Origin of the sequence: Paenibacillus sp. JNUCC32, from assembly GCF_014863545.1 — a bacterium.
Lineage (GTDB): Bacteria > Bacillota > Bacilli > Paenibacillales > Paenibacillaceae > Paenibacillus_AQ > Paenibacillus_AQ lautus_A.
In genome coordinates this window covers 750,519-766,956 of record NZ_CP062260.1, presented here as the reverse complement: position 1 = coordinate 766,956, position 16,438 = coordinate 750,519, and the positions used below count along the sequence as shown (strand labels likewise).

Genomic DNA, 16,438 nt, shown 5'->3' with positions numbered 1-16,438 from the left:
CAAATTGTATTATCTTGTCCTTTAGTAGAGTTATTCGCTATAATGATGAATAGAATTTCTATTACGTTCATAGGAGAATATCGTCATGTCCAAATCCCGGTTCGATTTAGAAGAAATCATCGATTTGGAGAAATGGGAGAAGCTGCAGGATTCCTTATCGCTTGTGACCAAAATGGCGATCCTTACGGTCGATTACAAGGGCGTTCCCGTGACCAAGCACAGCTACTGCCAGCCTTTCTGCCAAGGCGTGCGCCAGGATGGCCATCTCTCGCAGTATTGCCAAAAATGCGATGCGCGAGCCGGCATTGAAGCGGTTCGCCAGAACAAGCCATACATCTATCTGTGCCATTTTAACATTATCGATATCGCCATTCCGATCATCATCGATAACCAATATCTTGGCGCGATCATGGCCGGACAGCTCAAGCTCCGGGAGCCTGACGCGCCGATGCTGGAGCAGATCGTGTCCCGGCCGCCCAATGTGGAGTCAAACCGGAAGTTCAAGGAGCTCGAAGAGGATTACAACGCCCTGCCAGTCCTGTCATACGAGGAAGTAACAAGGTGCGTGGATCTGCTGCTACAATTGAGCACGTATATCGTGGAGGAAGCCATTCAAAAGCATACCACGGTGGATATGTACAAAAAAGTGCTCACGTCTAACATGGACGCGCCAGTGTCGGTTGAAACGCTGAGCGAGTCCGATCGCGCGGTCCGCAGCATTCAATCCATCCAGCAGGAGCTGTCAGGGGCGCTGATCGACACCAAATTGAAGAATGGCGCCGGGCGGTTTGCTTCTTCGAATCCGGTGCTTCAGCCCGCGTTTGATTACATTTTTACGCACAAGCATGAAAACTTCAGCCTGAAGGAGATGGCCAAGCTGTGCCACATCAGCCCCAGCTATTTCAGCCGTATATTTACGAAAGAGACCGGGGAGAATTTCTCCGTCTTCATCGCCCGGCTTAAGATTGAATGGGCCAAGCGGCTGCTGGAATCCACCGATTCGCCGATCCATCAAGTGAGCGATGATCTAGGCTTTTGCGACACGGGCTATTTCATCAAAACGTTCAAAAAGTTCGAGAACCTCACCCCGGCCGTGTACCGGAACATGTATGCCGGGATATCCGCGAAGTAATCGTTCCAGGCTGTCGACCATTCATGTAAAAATCCCTTCGTGCATGCACGAAGGGATTTTTGCGATGGCCGTTATCCGGCCAAGCCCCGTTAACGGGGCTTGTTCTGATTCCGGTAGTCATCCACGACAATGGAATATAATTTCAGATCTTCATGTTTGCCTTTCACGAATATCGACTGTCTTATGATTCCCTCAAAGGTCATGCCGGCCTTTTCCATCACTCTGGCTGATCCTAGGTTTGACGGCAGACAGCTGGCTTCGATTCTAACCAGCTTCATTCGTTCAAATCCATAAGAGATGATGGTCCTGATCACTTCGGTCATGTAACCGCGATTCCAATAATCCTTGGACAAGGCATATCCCAGTTCTGCTTTGTCATGATGAACGTTCCAAGCCATAAATCCTGAAGTTCCGATGACCCTTCCGGTTTCTTTGTCCACGATCCCCCACGGGGCCACGGCATGATGGTCGTATTTTTGCAGCACCTTGTTTAGATAATGGCGGGTATCTTCCATCGTTTGATGCGTCGGCCAGGAGGTATATCTCGATACCTCATCATCCGATCCGTAACGAAAGATATCTGGCTCGTCCTCGCTTCTTAATTTTCTTAAAATCGTTCGGCCTGTTTCTAATGTTGGCAGATCCGAGAAGATATCCTCTATCCGCATGTCCCTCATCCCTCCAATGCCTTCAAAATATCCTTTATCAATAATTCCGGCATCCTATCACGATTGAATTCGTTCAAGCTGATGATGCCGACTTCCTTCCGATATTTAATTGCATCTATTTCAGGGTGACTCTCGACGGGTATCGTTCCTAGTACAATCCGGCGATCACTAATAATCTCATGTACCATGCTTTGAAAAGAGGCAGACAGCATCTGCATGAATCCCATTTCGTCAATGACGATGATTTTCTTGGAGGACAAGGCTTCCCGTAGTTTATGAATAGCAAAATCCTCGAATTTCTCAACATCTACGCCGTACCTGCCAATTCGAATATGGCTGGGACTTTCCACATTTGCAATCTCTACGCTTTCTCCATCGACAGCCACGCATCTGAAACCGATTCGATCGCCTGCATTCGTTATTTCCTCCGTATAAAAACCGCCGCAAAGATCAGGGCCGACGAGATGTATGAGTTTCTTGATCAGGGTCGTTTTGCCCATCCTCGGCTTCCCCGTGAGTAAAAATGCCGTTTTGGCATTCAGCGGTTTCCCGTCCAATCTGGACAGCAGCTTATACTGAGGCGGGTTCAAATCCCAAGTCTCATAAGGGACCGAACGCTCTGCACGGATGGCGTCCAACGTGCGCGATTGAATGTGGGGCCTTTTTATGTATTCATCCAGGTTGGAATCTACCAAGTCTACGAATTTCGCTTCCACAATTTCTTCCGGTTGAACGGTTATTTCTCCGCTGACGTATTCCGCATGAAAAACGACGGACAACACGTGCAGCCTCTCATTGTAGTAGACTCCTGAAATGCCTAAAGGGCGTATAACCACGCCCGTCTCCTCCAGAAACTCCCGGCACACGGCTTGATCCAGCGGCTCCCCGGCATCAACGAAGCCTCCGGGCAGTTCCCACGTATCCGAACGCAAATGCGTCCGAACCATCAGCACATGTCCGTCTCTATTCTTCACTAAAGCTGAAACAGCAACCAAATGCTTTGACTGCTCAAACATCGATTAACACCGCCATTTCCATGTTTTATCTATCATTTCAATGACTGATCAAGTGAAGAATTCGTTTGAGGCATTTCTGTTTTTCCATCATTATACATTATATTCCGATCTCCAGCATTCTCGCCCTCACATTCTCAACCCTGCGATCCATATCCGTTCCGTCGTACTTGGGAAGCTTGAGTTCACTGACCATGTTCCCGTCGCGCATAAACATAATGCGCTCCGTCCGGGCCGCCACGTTAGCGTCATGCGTTACAAGCATGACCGCCGTGCCTTCCGCGTTGATTTCGGAGAAAATGTCCATGATTTCCTGCGCCGATTTGGAGTTGAGCGCGCCCGTAGGCTCATCGCCAAAAATGATTCTCGGGCTGTTTATTAGCGCCCGGCAGATTCCAGCACGCTGAAGCTGTCCTCCCGAAACCTGAGTGATGTCTCGCTTTTCCAGCTCTGCGATTCCCACCCTGTTCATAAGAGTTCTTGCTTTTTTTGTTATGGATGCAACGTTTTTTCGTTGGTCCCGCATGGATGGAAGAATGATATTATCGAGGATATTGAGGTTTTTCAGCATCGTTGGCTGCTGGAAGACAAACCCCATATGGGTCCTCCGTATATCTGAAAGCTCATTCTCCGAGGCTGCCGATAAATCCTTGCCGTCAAAAAAGACCGTTCCGCCATTCACGCCATCCGTCCCGCTCAATGCAAACATGAACGTTGATTTTCCCGAACCCGAAGGCCCCATAACCGAAACGAACTCGCCCTCGTGAATGTAGGCGGACACGCCGTCCAGAACACGGCGCTGCTCATCACCTTCGCCGAAAGATTTTACGATATCATCACAGATAATCAACTTTTTCATAAGTTACTCCTTCATATGTTCGGATATTTTGATTCGTCCCGCGCCAGAAACGCCGATCACGGTTGCGAAAAGCACCGCGCCGATCATCAACATGGGGCTGAACAGATACGCCGAAAGCGGATCGATCGCAAAATGAAATGTCGACGCTCCAAACGAGGAAATTGCGGCACCTGCGAGCATCTCACCGACCGTGTTGGCCAGAAGCGTTCCAACCATGATGCCGACAATCAGAACAAATACCGAACGCGAGACATACTGCACCCTCATATCCGAGTTCGTAAAGCCAAAGGCTTTCATGACGGCAATCGCATGCCGGTCCTTGGCAACCAGCATTTTCATAAACAGCAAGGTAACGAGAACCGCTATCATCAGCGCAACCGTAACGGCAGCGTTGGAGGCCGTTTTGACGGAGCTAATCGTCGAGCCGAACGTTTGCGATACAAAGTCGTCAACGTCCGAGATCTTTGCATAATCGAACCTCTCCGCATAGGCGGAGACCTTCTCATGGACAAGCGTTTGATCGGATAGCTCAGCGCAGACAATGCTCCACATCGTGTCCGCCGTATCGTCGGTGAATACAGCCTTTGCGGTTTTGCCGCCGTTGGTAATGTCGGAGTAGATTCCGCTTACCGTGAGGGCTTTCGCCTTCCCTTCGATCACCACCGTGATGATATCGCCGACCTTTTTGCCCATCTCATCGGCGTTTATCGCCGAAAGCGCAATCTCGTCTTCTGCGGGTGCTTTGCCCTTGGCATATGCTATAGGAAACACCGTATGGTCCCCAAGCTCGATTTTGATATTTTCCTCCGTCCCGTCTCCCGTTTTGATTTTGAATGTTTTGGTTGTAAGGACGGCTGTCTTTGTAATGGCAGGGTCGTTGTTCATCGTATATAGAATCTCGGCCGTTTTTTCCGACATTTGCTCGGTCTGCTGAATGTCAACCCGCATGTCGTAGCTTCCGATGCCCATATATTGAATAAAGCTTTTGGACGAGATCGTGTTGTGCAGGTTCTGCGGTACGATCATGATAAATGCCGAGATCACGATTACCGTCAGGCTTGTAGCGTAAAGTCTTTTCCTGGCGAGTACGTCTTTCATCCCGAGAAAAACATTGGTGCTAAACAGCCTGTTTCCGCTCAGATTAAAGCTTCCGGCGCCCGTGTTTTTCTCGGGTGAAGTGCCAAAGCGTATCGCTTCTGAAGCCGATATGGTCCGAAAGCGATTCAGAACTCTGCTTACATAGGCGATGATCGTCAGAAAGACAAGCAGTATGCCGATGAGTCCGAACGGCAAGGCATAAGAAGAATGGCTGCTTTCTCCCATATAGAGACGTATGTTCTCAAGAAGCAATCCTTTGAAAGGCACCGAAAGCGCAAAGCCGAGAATACTGCCTGCCGCGGTAATCGCAGCATATTTCGCGAGATAGATCTTTTTCATGTCGGAAACACGCAGCCCTATCGCCTTCATGACGCCGATTTCACGGTAATCGTCTTCGATTTTGGCTAAGAGGGTAAAGCGTATGCACATCAGAGATATCGCTACGACAAGAATGCTAACGAGAAGGATGACGCCGATCATCATCCCGTCGGAAAGGGCGTTCATCATTTGGAACAGCTTATAGGTAACCGTAGGTCCGTTCGCTTCAAGACCCGCGGAAGCGTAGTCTGCTTCAAATGCGCCTAGCTCCGACAAATCCCTTAGTCTGAACTCAATCAAATATTCCGTACTGCCCGAGTTTTTGATCTCCGCGTAATCCTTGTCACTGACCAGAAAACGCTTGGAGGCGGAGAGCGTGGAATTCATCTGCGAATCGCGGAGGAAACCGGCAACGGTAAATGCCTTCCCGCTGATCATCGCAGCATCGCCAACCCTTGCCATATTGTCTCTCATATAATTTATGGGAACATATAACTCGCCGTCGTCCGCGTGAATGATGTTCCCGTCCAAATCAAGCAGATAATCGAATTTCTTGCTCTGTATGCTGAATCCGTTATCCTGAACGCTATGGGCAAGCGAATGCTCCCCTAACCGAATCCGCGCACCGTCCATGTTGAGAAATTCTGTCACTTGAAAATCTTCGACATTGCCGTGCTGCTCCGCAAAAGCTGCTAGCCGTTCAGTATCGATGTCACCCGAATGCATTTGCATAAAATGCGGGGTTTTGGCTTGCGTCATGAGTGTATGTACCGCTCCGGATAAATTTAAAATGAGCACGGCCGCGAGCGAAACCAGCATCGCTGCTGCCGCAACGAAGATCATGGTCATCAACGTGATCCATTTGCTTTTGGATATATCCCTTCGGATGATTCTGAAATACATAAGGCCCCCCTGTGTTCAAGCATTTTAACCGATGTCAACCATCACAGCTTTCCTAAGATGAAGAGGAGAAAAGACTGCATCTCTGCCGTCGCCTCTGCTGATGAACTTTCCCGCGCTGATTCATGCTTGGCCGTTTTCATCTCCTCCACCAAACATCCCCATAACGTCCATCAGGCTTCCGCTTTCCGCGCCGAGCAGCCTCTCGACGTTGCAAACAAAGGCCAGAACTCGCTGCCCTCGCTCCTCGTCCGTCATCGTTACCAGATCTTCATCAAAAACGGTATTCGCGTAGATCACTACCATTTCCATGCATTCATACGGGAACGGCGTGCTGAACAGCCCCTGCTCGATGCCTTCGCGGATGATGTCCGTCAGGATCGGCGGAACACCATTAATAATGACCTTATGTATCTTTTGATGCATGAGCGCATTCTGAGGCTTGTGAATATGCTCCATGATTTCCTTGCTGCTCTCTCCATCGCCGCTTATGTTCAGCGCCATCACAACGCGGATGATGCGCTCGATTACCGGTATGCTCTTGTCCAAGGCAATGGCCTGTGCCCGATCCAACAATCGGACGGTATAGCGGTCAATCAGCGCATCCATGATATCCTCCTTCGACTTGAAGTGATGATACAAAGTTCCGCGCGCAATGCCGACCTTTTCGAGAATATCGTTGGTACTTGTGCCGTCAAAGCCCTTCTGACCGAAAAGCGTATCCGCTGCGTCAAGGATTTCATTCTTGCGTTCCTCCGCTTTTTTTACGATTCGCATGCTTCTCCCTCCTTTACCAGACCGACTGTCTGTCGGTAATATCATATCATGCCGCTTTCCGTTGTCAAGGCCGTTGTTATCTGAAAAAACAAAAAGCGACCCATCCCGTATTAAGGGATGAGCCGTTTTTTATTTGTGCTTCTGGTTTTTTGCAAAACTGCTTATCTTACTGTCTTATGACGAGGATGTCTTGAGGCGGTCTGGCAGTTCTTTGAATTTGGGTTATTTCTGCGTCCGTAAGGTTGCGTCCTACCACAATGAACGAAGATGTCACGTTGTTGAAATTAAAGTTCTCCAAGTTCGCTACATTTTGGCTTCCTCTGAACACGCGGAACGATCCCCGAAAGTTAATTCCCGAGAACAATACAAGCGTTACTTCAGAACGCTGCACCACATTCCGAAGCCGAAAACTCGAAAGAACGTTGTTAAACCGAAATGCTCCGAGGTCACGAACCGCAACGCCTCCTCGTCTGAAGAGAATCCGACGAACGGAGAAATTAGTACCTGACCAAAGCGCAAGACGCACATCACGATTTGCCATCTATATCACTCCTTAGCTGGGAATGATATAGTATATTACCAGAGTCATAGAATGGTAAAAGACAGAAACCACCGTTTAATCGTTTGTTTTTCGGATGTACCCGCGATCCAGTTTTTGATATCAACCAGAGTCCTTAGCTATTCTCTGATACATACTCTTCCCTCAACAGACCATAATGCGCAAGGTCTTCATATTCACCCCATTTTTTTACATGTTGTCTTAACAGTCCTTCATGCTTCATTCCCAGCTTTAACATGACTTTGCCTGATGCAGGATTGTTCCCCAGATGACGTGCAAAAATGCGGTTTAATCGCATTTCTTCAAACGCATATTGTACGATTCCTTTTGCCGCTTCCGTACAAAAGCCGTGATTCTTGTATTTTCTCCCTATCCAATATCCAAGCTCACCGTGATCAAAATTTCGATTGCAGCCTATACTGATTGCGCCAATTACGTAATTTTCTTCTTTATGTACAATAGCTAGCTCAAGGGATCGATCTTCATTGAAGTTAGCAAAATGGGACTCTATCCATTGTTCTGCCATCCCATCCTCGTACGGGTGCGGAATATATAACGTTGTTTCTGCAATATACTTATCGCCTGCCAGTTCCTGTACAACTCTTGCATCTTCTAAACTGAACGGCCGTAAAATCAACCTTTCTAATTGGATCGTCGGTAGTTTCTTCATCCATATCTCCCTCCTTCTTTCGGCAATCGAATCGTAAACGTTGTCCCTTGCGAAGGCTTGCTCTCCACTGTGATGGTGCCGTCATGAGCTTGAATCAGCTTGTAAACGATCGCCATTCCCAGTCCGGTGCCCTCAGAGGCAGCATCCGTCGTGGTCCCGCGATAATATTGCTGGAACAGATGCGCTACCGTATCGGCCGGCATGCCTATGCCATTGTCCGTAATGCGGATAGCGGCAAACTCTCCTGCGTCCGTGATCCGGACGAAAATCTCCGTAAACTCCGGATTATGAATGATCGAGTTCATCATGATATTTTGCAGGATGCGCTGCATGTATTTCGCATCAAAATCCACGTGCATGGCAGACGAATCCGTTTGAAAATGCAAAAGGTAGTTGCTTGCCTGCGGATTATTGCTGATATCGGCAACCACCCTTTTGGTGAACTCGACGATGTCCTGTTTCGCCTTCTGTAACGGCAGCGCGCCATCAGCCCGGTTGAGCTGCGTAACGAGGCTTAAATCCTGAATCAATTCCTCCATATGCTTCCCTTTATCGTCCATTTCCCGGATGAAAGAGATCGCCTCTTCCTTCGACCATTCGTATTGTTCATTCAATAAGAGAGCCGAATAGCCCTTAATATAGGTTAGAGGTGTTTTCAAATCATGGGATATCCCCGCGATCCATTCCTGTTTGGCCTGTTCGATTTGGGTTCTTTCCGCCTCGTTCGCTTGCAGGACGCTGCCCAAGGACTGAAGATGCTGGAGCACCTCCTGATAGAGGCGGTACCGCATGCGCAGTTTCCCTTTTCGGGTAACGATTTTGGACAAATCGGCCGGTTGCTTGTAATCATCTTTCGAAAGCTGTTGAATCCAGGTCATTATGAATCCGATCGGGCCGCCAAAATACCATCCGAACAGGGCTATACATAGCAGCGTGCTGAATCCGAAGATCGCTCCTACGATAAGCCCTTCGTTATCCTCGCTGAAATGGATACCTAGCATGGGAAGAACACCTTCAAGCAGAATAACAAGGAGAATCCCCGTCCCAAGAATCCACAGAATGAGCCCTGACGCCAAATGTACCGTGAACCGAGTTTTTATTCGCATGCCAGTGCCTCGTTCGGAGGGATGAATTTATAACCGATCCCCCTTAAATTCACGATGATTGCGGGTTTGCGGGTATCATCGCCTATCTTTTTGCGCAGCTTGGAGATATGGATCGTGACCGTTTTTTCTTCCCCGAACACGTCACTCCCCCATACCAGCTCATAAAGCTGAGCCGTCGTGAAGATATGATTGGGATGCTTGCAGAAGAAATGCAGCAGCTCCAGCTCCTTGGCCGTGCAATCTACTGGTTGGCCCTTCACGATTAACGTTGCCGATTCCGGATGAAATGAGAGGTACCCGTAATCGTAGGCCGTGTTTCGTTGAAGTTCGTTCTCCATAATTTTTTGCCTACGAAGAATCGCCTTGATTCGGGCAATGACCTCCAATGGATTAAAGGGCTTTGTTATATAATCGTCCCCGCCGATGCCTAACCCCGTTAACTTATCGAAGTCGGTAGAGCGCGCGCTGATGAAAATGATCGGCGCATTCGTATGTTTCCGGATCTCCGTGCAGAGTTCAAAGCCGCTTAGATCCGGAAGCATAATATCAAGCAGGATCATGTCATATGATTTTTCTTTGACGCGCTGCAGTGCGCCTTTTCCGGATGAGACCGTGTCAATATGCGTAAAGTTTTCTTTTCGGAGCGTAATCTCCAATAACTTCAAAATACCAATCTCGTCATCGACGGCCAATATGGTTGCAGATTCCATTTGCTATTCTTCCCTCGTTTCAAACTAATCCAGAACATGTAATTCTATCTTACCTTATTTCATCGTTTACGAGCTTACGCTATGTCAAATGTTACGAGTTTTTTCCGCTCCGTTTACTTTATTTTTACTTTCGTTCCTTAAGCTAAATGTAGCACATCAATCAGAGAGCGGGAGGAAATCAGAGTGGAAACCATGATTCAAATCCATCAAGTAAGCAAGGTATACAAGGGTACAGAAACCATTACGAACGTCAATATGAACGTTAACAAAGGGGAAATTTACGGGTTTTTGGGTCCGAACGGTGCCGGGAAAACCACCATCATGAAAATGATCTTAAACCTGGTCAAACCGTCTTCCGGTGAAATCCGAGTATTCGATCAACCGGTTCTCCCCACATCGGTTCAATACCTAAAGAGAATAGGCAGCATTATTGAATATCCCGTGTTTTACGACCGGCTTACGGCCGAAGCCAACTTGGATCTTCATTGCAGATACGTCGGATATCACAATAAGTCTGCGATTAAGGAAGCGCTGGAGATCGTAGGCCTTCACGGAGTCGGGAAGAAGAAAATCCATGAATTCTCGCTAGGAATGAAGCAGCGGTTAGGGATTGCACGGGCCATTGTGACGAAACCGGACATCCTCATTCTGGATGAACCGATCAACGGACTGGATCCGATCGGAATTAAGGATATTCGGGAGCTCTTACTGCTATTCAAGAAGAACTACGGAACCACCATTCTCATATCGAGCCATATCGTGTCGGAAATCGAATCGGTTGCCGATACGATCGGCATTATTCATCAGGGGCAATTATTAACGGAAGTAAAGATGGCGGACATCCGGGGACAGCATGCCGGGTCGTTAGAGGCGTATTTCATCAATCTCGTTCATGGAGGCAAACGCTATGCTTAAATTGATACAGCTGGAATGGCAGAAGAATAACCTGTCCGGATATTTCAAGGGATTAGCCATTTGCATTGCGGCTATTTTCGCCGCCGTTACGCTGATGGCGCTGGGTTCCAAAGGGGAACACGAGCCCATGAGTTATGCAGATTTCATATCGTTATCAGGTGTTTTGATTCGAATCACCTATATCATATTCTCAAGCGTTATTCTGTCCCGTTTAGTGATTGACGAATACAAGAGCAGCATGATCCAGGTGTTGTTCACCTACCCGCTGCAGCGAAAAAAAATTATTCAAGCCAAGTTATCGATTGTGTTTGGGTTCTGTTTTTTCAGCATCATCATAACAACGTTCCTGATCCATCTGTTTACGTACTTCTTGAATCCGATGATCGGTTTATTTGACGCGTCTATTCCTGTCGCTGCCATGATGGCCGCTGTTCCGGCCACGGTGCTAAACGCCTTTATGATGGCCGGCATCAGCCTCATTCCGTTATCGTTCGGCATGAGAAAAAAATCGGCGCCTTCCACGATTACTTCGGCTGTCATTATTGGATTCTTGATTAACGCATCGGTGTCCGACGGGGGAAGCTCGTCCAGCTTGTTCCAATTCATCGCCATCCCGATTGTTCTCTGCCTGCTTGGCCTGATCCTTGGCTATCTTGCTTTTAACAAAGTGGATCGAACCGATGTAGCTTAAGATTGATGCAGTATGAACGGAGGTACAGCATTGTCCTGGTAGCCGTCAGCGGGTTGGCGATGGCCTGTCAAGGCATAGGGGAACAAACATTTAATCATGAAGCTTCCTTTGAAGCGAGCCTTATCTTGATATCCATAAGGAAAACGAAACGGACTATTGCCGGCAACCCTAAGCACGGGAAAATTTCCTGAAGCCGCACGGCAATAGCTGTTTTTTCCTTTTGGATGTAACGTTCTCCCCAGTCTAAGGTGTTAAAAGCCTAGCGTTAAGGATGCGAAGACTTCTTCGAGTAAACTTCCAATGCCCGTATGACGACTTCTTCATGGATCCCGCTCATCGTATGTATTCGTTCCGCCCATTCCCCGATATCCTTCAGCTGAGGCTCCGCTATTCTGCCTTCCTTGGAACTTAGGTAGCTTTCGTAATGATCGAATTCCCAATGGAGAACCTCCTGATCCGTAAAAATCCTCTTTTCTACAAGCGGATCGCTGAACAGGCGCTGCGTTTTTTGCCCGGCGATGATCAATGCCTCATCGGATACAGGCGTCAAATCGAATGCTTGGCTGCTTTCCTTTCCGTTTGGCCTTCCGTAGGTTATCAAGAGACGATTCGCTCTGGTGTTCAGTTTAATGCGTGAACCTGGAAAGAAACCGTCGACAAATTCTTCCGTATACGCTTCATGACCCGGTTCCAACAAAATGGGCTCAATCCATTGATCTCCAAGATCGCAGAAATATTTATTGCCCTCTTCGTTGACGGCGACCACGGCGACATGCAAATGCTCCGTCAGAACTCCATAACAGGGGCGTTTGTTCTGTCTGAATTCATCGATTAACCAAATCGCCAAATCAAAACAATTGCCCGACGTTCCATACAATGCGCGATGCTCTTTCATGACATCCGTTGTTCGTTGTTTGCATTCCGGGTCTATTAAGCTGTGCCAGGCTTTCGTTAAGGTTTCCATCGGAAAATCGTTGAACTTCCTCCATACCTGCATGATATCTTCAGTCGCTCGCATATTCCTTCCTCCCTTTACGGCTTCTGTCATCTATGATACATGTTCGGGCATCCTTCCTATTCTTTCGGGTAATAAATTTCCGTCACGCCATTCGGCTGCAAGGTGTCGTTAAAGGTTTCAAATCTTGCCTTGGCAGCATTGACGCCATATTTGCTCCGATGATCGGTTTCGCAGAAATACTGCCAGAATGAACAAATATGTTTCTCCTCGAACCGGAAAACCTCGTATTCCTCTTCCGGAAGATTCAACGATACCATGCCCTCCGGGATCTCCCCGATACGACTTACCATCAAGGCTACCGTCATCTTCGATCCGTCATCATGGATCACCATGTACGTATTCGGATCGGCAGTTTGATGCTGTATTTCGTCTCTTCTGGATCTAAGGGTTGCAAACAAGCGCTGTTCGTCCTCATAGGATTGCGGAAGCGGATTCTGAACGCCGATTAACCATCGATTGCCTAAGCGTTCTCTTCGAACCGACCACAGATCTTCCATATGGACTTGGCTGATCTCCGTCATTTCATATCCCCTTTCTAATTCCAATTAACTGCGCATTACAGTTTTCGGATCCATCGCATGAAGCGGCACAAAGAAATCAGCACCTGCTTTCCCTATCTACACACCATTATATTCCAAAATCCGCATGACCCCAATATGATAAATGACCCACTTATATTCGGGGAGAACAGACCGCTGCACCACCACTCCTAACGAATGTAAAAAAGGCCTTGACCGGTATAAACACCGGACAAGACCCTTTAACTAAGCAATTTGTAAACTTATTGGTTGATTTGGCCGCCATCCACGGTATAAATGGATTGCGTTACATAGGACGCATCATCGGACAGCAAGAAAACAGCTACGTTGGCTACCTCTTCCGCTTCCCCGTATCGTCCGAGCGGAACGGCGGCTCCGAATGCTTTTCTTGCACCTTCGGCATCCTCAGGCACCGTATTTTTCTCGATTTGGCGCATCATGCGGGTATTGATCACTCCAGGCGCTACGGCATTCACTCTCACGCCGAACGGAGCAGCTTCTAATGCAACCACTTTCGTCATGCCGATCACGGCATGCTTGGAGCTATTGTATCCGACAAATCCGGGCGAACCGATAAGGCCTGCGCCGGAGGAGGTATTCACGATGCTGCCGTAACCTTGCTTTTTCATGACGGGAACCACGTATTTCAGTCCAAGGAAAGCACCCTTGACGTTGACATTGAAGACCATTTCAAAGGTTTCGGTCGGATAGTCCTCTACATTGGCAGTGATCCCTTCGATCCCCGCATTATTGAAAAAGCCGTCGATTTTACCGAACTTCTCGACCGTTGCATCCACATACGCTTTGACTTCCTCTTCTTTGGCGACATTGGCCTGCAGCGCAATTGCTCTGGAATCGTCCAGGCCCAAATCGGAAATCACTTGTTGGACGGCTTCCAGGTTCAAATCGACCAGCCCAAGCTTGGCCCCCTGTTCCGCCAGTTTTTTGGCGGCTGCCGTTCCGATCCCGCCTGCTGCGCCAGTAATCACGATCACTTTTCCATCAAATTTGCTCATGGTGTATGCCTCCTAGTAAGATGTCATGATTCTCTGTATGTCTAAGTTCACCCATTATTGGGCTGTATATCCGCCGTCAACCGTCAAGGTATTCCCCGTCATGAACGAGGAGTCATCCGAAGCCATGAACAGAACAGCCTTTGCCATTTCATCGGCTTGTCCCAAACGCTTCATCGGAGTGGCCGCTGCCAGCGCTTGCTTGCTCTCCTCCGGAATGATCGGTGTGTCGATAAAGCCCGGGCACAGCGCATTGATCCGAATATTGTGCTCGGCATACTCCAGTGCCAGGGAACGCGTCAAGTTAATGACTCCTCCTTTAGCGGCGTTATAAGCCGCGGAACCGGGCGAGCCGACCCAACCGTACATGGATGCGGTATTAACGATCGTGCCTCCGCCTGCTTTTAACATTTCACGGATAGCTTCCCGGGCGACCAGGAATACGCCGTCCAAGTCCACGTTTACGGTGTTTCGCCACTCGGAGTACTCTAGATCATGCGAAGAATGAACGCGCCCGATGCCAGCGTTGTTAAATACAACATCCACTTTGCCAAAAGCTTCCGTCGCTTGCTTAAAGATATGGGCTACTTCTTCCTCGCTGGTAATATTCGCTTTAACGAACAACGCCTCATGATGAAGCGCCTTCAATTCGGCTTCAAAGGCCTTGCCTTTGTCCTCATTGAGATCGACAAGCACCACTTTGGCTCCTTCTTCAACGAAAAGACGCGCGGTCGCCGCACCGATGCCGGATGCACCACCGGTAATTACAGCAACCTTGTTTTGTAATTTCCCCATCTTGGATACCCCCGTATAATGGATTAAAATAGTACTATATTGATTACAATTAAATTAAGATATTAAATTTAGTACTATTTTGCTTACAATTCAATTGTACTATTCTGTTCACATTTAACAATCATTAACCTGTGATGAAGTGTCGATCTAGTCAACACTTGGAACCAAACTGTCTTTTTGGGGGGGCGCTCTTTTCGTGAATCATGAACAACTCGTGACATCGGCACGAAGAAATCGGACGAAAGAACATTTGAAATCCGCCTTTATTCAACTTGTAAAAGAGAAGGGTTATCATGCTGTAACGGTGAAAGACATCGTGGATAAGGCTGCTTATAACCGCAGCACCTTCTACGTCCATTACCAGGACAAAATCGAATTAGCCGACGATGTGCTGGCTTCCAAACTCCAGGGCTTGGAAGAATCGGTGGGCAAGCCCTACATACCGGGACACAAAGTGTATACGGCGAACCTCAGTGCCCCGTCCTTTAATATCGTGGCCTACATCTACGAGCACCGCGATTTTTTTGAGCTGATCAAATACGAGGATACCTTGCCGGGATTGCATACGGAATTTCCTCAAACGATCGTAAAAATCTATCAGGAACGATTTATATTCGAAACGATTAACCAGATCCCGGTGAACATGGACTACTTCAAGCGGTACACCGCCTACGGCTTTCATGGGTTGATTCTGAACTGGATTCGAAACGATTTCAGGGAATCGCAGGAGGATTTCATAAAAGAGGTCATTGATCTAACGAGGACGCATATTTACTCGGTGGAGTATGTGAACAAAGCGGACGAAACCTAAATAGGCTGCCTCTAGGGCAGCCTATTTCTAATTTGTTATTTGCTGGCGGAGAGAATGAACTTCTCCAGAGCTGCCGTGTCGGTAATGCTGTGATTGCAGCCTTGGCTCTCCAGACAAACATAATGGCTTATGGCAGACAGATTATCCGCCGAAGCACCGGACGGCTTGGTCTTGACCGAGAACAAGGCGAGCTCTTGATGCCGATTGCAGAAGAGGCAGTACCCTTTCTTGTTGGTCGGGGTGATTCTCCCCTCGATCCCGATGAAGCGTCCTTCGAACGGATATACGATAAATAACCTGTTGCTGGCAATATCGACCCAGCCCAAATAGGTTACGTATCGAAAATCGATCGAGGTCAGATCCGGTAATTTCAATTTCTTATTTTTAGGAAATAACTTCTGAATCTGTTTTGGCGTAATCGTCGGAAACGACTCCAGGTAAGGTTCCAAGTCGTTCAGATATCGCTCGAAATCCTCGGCCTTCTCGAATGTGGAGACTTGGCCCAGCATCCGCTTCTGATCCTCGGTCAGCGATGGAAAGGCATCCATGATGTTGGCAACAGAACTGAACCTGACGGTTTCCAGAACGCGTCGATCCGCAACGGTTCGCAGCGTCTTCAGAAGGAATTCCGATTGTTTTTTAATCACGTTAAACTGGTGGTTTCTAATAAATGTCGTACTCATAGCTTTCAGCCCCTTATTCTTATTCAAGTTCAATAAGGTGCAAAGCCTGTTATTAGAAACGATAAAGTTAAGTTTGGGCGATCGAATTCATCCTATCGCACCCCACGCAAAGTATCGCCCCAGATCAGGCTTTGCATGAGGACTTCCTAGCTAATGAGCAATT

At 48.0% G+C, this 16,438-nt stretch carries 18 protein-coding genes; 4 read left to right on the top strand and 14 right to left on the bottom strand.

The features are described from left to right. The first annotated feature begins 85 nt into the window (after positions 1-85). A complete protein-coding gene (locus JNUCC32_RS03480; RefSeq protein WP_096775964.1) occupies positions 86-1,132 on the top strand; it encodes a PocR ligand-binding domain-containing protein in 1,047 nt (348 codons plus the stop codon). Positions 1,133-1,221: 89 nt separating this feature from the next. Here JNUCC32_RS03480 and JNUCC32_RS03475 read toward each other — a convergent pair whose 3' ends face one another. The 9 genes from JNUCC32_RS03475 to JNUCC32_RS03435 all read right to left on the bottom strand — a co-directional run bounded on the left by JNUCC32_RS03475 (position 1,222) and on the right by JNUCC32_RS03435 (position 9,810). Continuing rightward, the gene (locus tag JNUCC32_RS03475; RefSeq protein WP_192571108.1) at positions 1,222-1,800 is read right to left on the bottom strand and encodes a GNAT family N-acetyltransferase; all 579 of its coding nucleotides are present in this window, start codon (positions 1,798-1,800) and stop codon (positions 1,222-1,224) included. A 5-nt stretch (positions 1,801-1,805) separates the two neighbouring features. Continuing rightward, a complete protein-coding gene (locus JNUCC32_RS31775; RefSeq protein ID WP_192571107.1) occupies positions 1,806-2,816 on the bottom strand; it encodes a nucleoside-triphosphatase in 1,011 nt (336 codons plus the stop codon). Between the two features lie 97 nt (positions 2,817-2,913). Beyond that, entirely contained in the window at positions 2,914-3,672 is a 759-nt protein-coding gene (locus tag JNUCC32_RS03465) for an ABC transporter ATP-binding protein (protein WP_192571106.1), read from the bottom strand. A gap of 3 nt (positions 3,673-3,675) precedes the next feature. Continuing rightward, positions 3,676-5,991 (bottom strand): ABC transporter permease, encoded by a 2,316-nt coding sequence (locus tag JNUCC32_RS03460; protein ID WP_192571105.1) that lies wholly within the window; start codon positions 5,989-5,991, stop codon positions 3,676-3,678. A 120-nt stretch (positions 5,992-6,111) separates the two neighbouring features. Further along, positions 6,112-6,765, bottom strand: coding sequence for a TetR/AcrR family transcriptional regulator (locus tag JNUCC32_RS03455; protein WP_192571104.1), 654 nt, complete (start codon positions 6,763-6,765; stop codon positions 6,112-6,114). Positions 6,766-6,931: 166 nt separating this feature from the next. After that, positions 6,932-7,306, bottom strand: a complete 375-nt coding sequence (locus tag JNUCC32_RS03450; protein WP_192571103.1) for a hypothetical protein — start codon at positions 7,304-7,306, stop codon at positions 6,932-6,934. A 133-nt stretch (positions 7,307-7,439) separates the two neighbouring features. Next, positions 7,440-7,994, bottom strand: a complete 555-nt coding sequence (locus JNUCC32_RS03445; RefSeq protein WP_096775970.1) for a GNAT family N-acetyltransferase — start codon at positions 7,992-7,994, stop codon at positions 7,440-7,442. Further along, the gene (locus JNUCC32_RS03440; protein ID WP_192571102.1) at positions 7,991-9,100 is read right to left on the bottom strand and encodes a sensor histidine kinase; all 1,110 of its coding nucleotides are present in this window, start codon (positions 9,098-9,100) and stop codon (positions 7,991-7,993) included. The genes JNUCC32_RS03445 and JNUCC32_RS03440 overlap by 4 nt, the downstream gene beginning before the upstream one ends. After that, positions 9,091-9,810, bottom strand: a complete 720-nt coding sequence (locus JNUCC32_RS03435; protein WP_096775972.1) for a response regulator transcription factor — start codon at positions 9,808-9,810, stop codon at positions 9,091-9,093. Before JNUCC32_RS03435 ends, JNUCC32_RS03440 begins: the two co-directional genes overlap by 10 nt. Before the next feature lie 192 nt (positions 9,811-10,002). On the opposite strand from JNUCC32_RS03435, the gene JNUCC32_RS03430 reads away from it, so the two are divergent. Then, positions 10,003-10,725, top strand: coding sequence for an ABC transporter ATP-binding protein (locus JNUCC32_RS03430; RefSeq protein ID WP_228468970.1), 723 nt, complete (start codon positions 10,003-10,005; stop codon positions 10,723-10,725). Next, the gene (locus tag JNUCC32_RS03425) at positions 10,718-11,416 is read left to right on the top strand and encodes an ABC transporter permease (RefSeq protein ID WP_192571100.1); all 699 of its coding nucleotides are present in this window, start codon (positions 10,718-10,720) and stop codon (positions 11,414-11,416) included. Before JNUCC32_RS03430 ends, JNUCC32_RS03425 begins: the two co-directional genes overlap by 8 nt. A 265-nt stretch (positions 11,417-11,681) precedes the next feature. Here the strand turns inward: JNUCC32_RS03425 and JNUCC32_RS03420 are convergent, their stop codons facing one another. From JNUCC32_RS03420 to JNUCC32_RS03405, 4 genes are all read right to left on the bottom strand, one after another. Then, positions 11,682-12,434 carry a hypothetical protein gene (locus tag JNUCC32_RS03420; RefSeq protein WP_015736603.1) on the bottom strand — a complete coding sequence of 251 codons (753 nt, stop codon included), beginning with the start codon at positions 12,432-12,434 and terminating at the stop codon, positions 11,682-11,684. A 56-nt stretch (positions 12,435-12,490) separates the two neighbouring features. After that, the gene (locus JNUCC32_RS03415) at positions 12,491-12,955 is read right to left on the bottom strand and encodes a GyrI-like domain-containing protein (RefSeq protein WP_192571099.1); all 465 of its coding nucleotides are present in this window, start codon (positions 12,953-12,955) and stop codon (positions 12,491-12,493) included. A gap of 260 nt (positions 12,956-13,215) precedes the next feature. Then, the gene (locus JNUCC32_RS03410; RefSeq protein ID WP_192571098.1) at positions 13,216-13,989 is read right to left on the bottom strand and encodes an SDR family NAD(P)-dependent oxidoreductase; all 774 of its coding nucleotides are present in this window, start codon (positions 13,987-13,989) and stop codon (positions 13,216-13,218) included. Positions 13,990-14,043: 54 nt separating this feature from the next. Then, complete coding sequence (locus JNUCC32_RS03405) at positions 14,044-14,781, bottom strand: SDR family NAD(P)-dependent oxidoreductase (protein WP_096775978.1); 738 nt, start codon at positions 14,779-14,781, stop codon at positions 14,044-14,046. A 196-nt stretch (positions 14,782-14,977) separates the two neighbouring features. Here JNUCC32_RS03405 and JNUCC32_RS03400 point away from each other — a divergent pair, with 196 nt between their 5' ends. Then, positions 14,978-15,592, top strand: a complete 615-nt coding sequence (locus JNUCC32_RS03400) for a TetR/AcrR family transcriptional regulator (protein ID WP_192571097.1) — start codon at positions 14,978-14,980, stop codon at positions 15,590-15,592. A 35-nt stretch (positions 15,593-15,627) separates the two neighbouring features. Here the strand turns inward: JNUCC32_RS03400 and JNUCC32_RS03395 are convergent, their stop codons facing one another. Further along, positions 15,628-16,275 (bottom strand): FusB/FusC family EF-G-binding protein, encoded by a 648-nt coding sequence (locus JNUCC32_RS03395; RefSeq protein ID WP_096775980.1) that lies wholly within the window; start codon positions 16,273-16,275, stop codon positions 15,628-15,630. Positions 16,276-16,438: the final 163 nt, after the last annotated feature.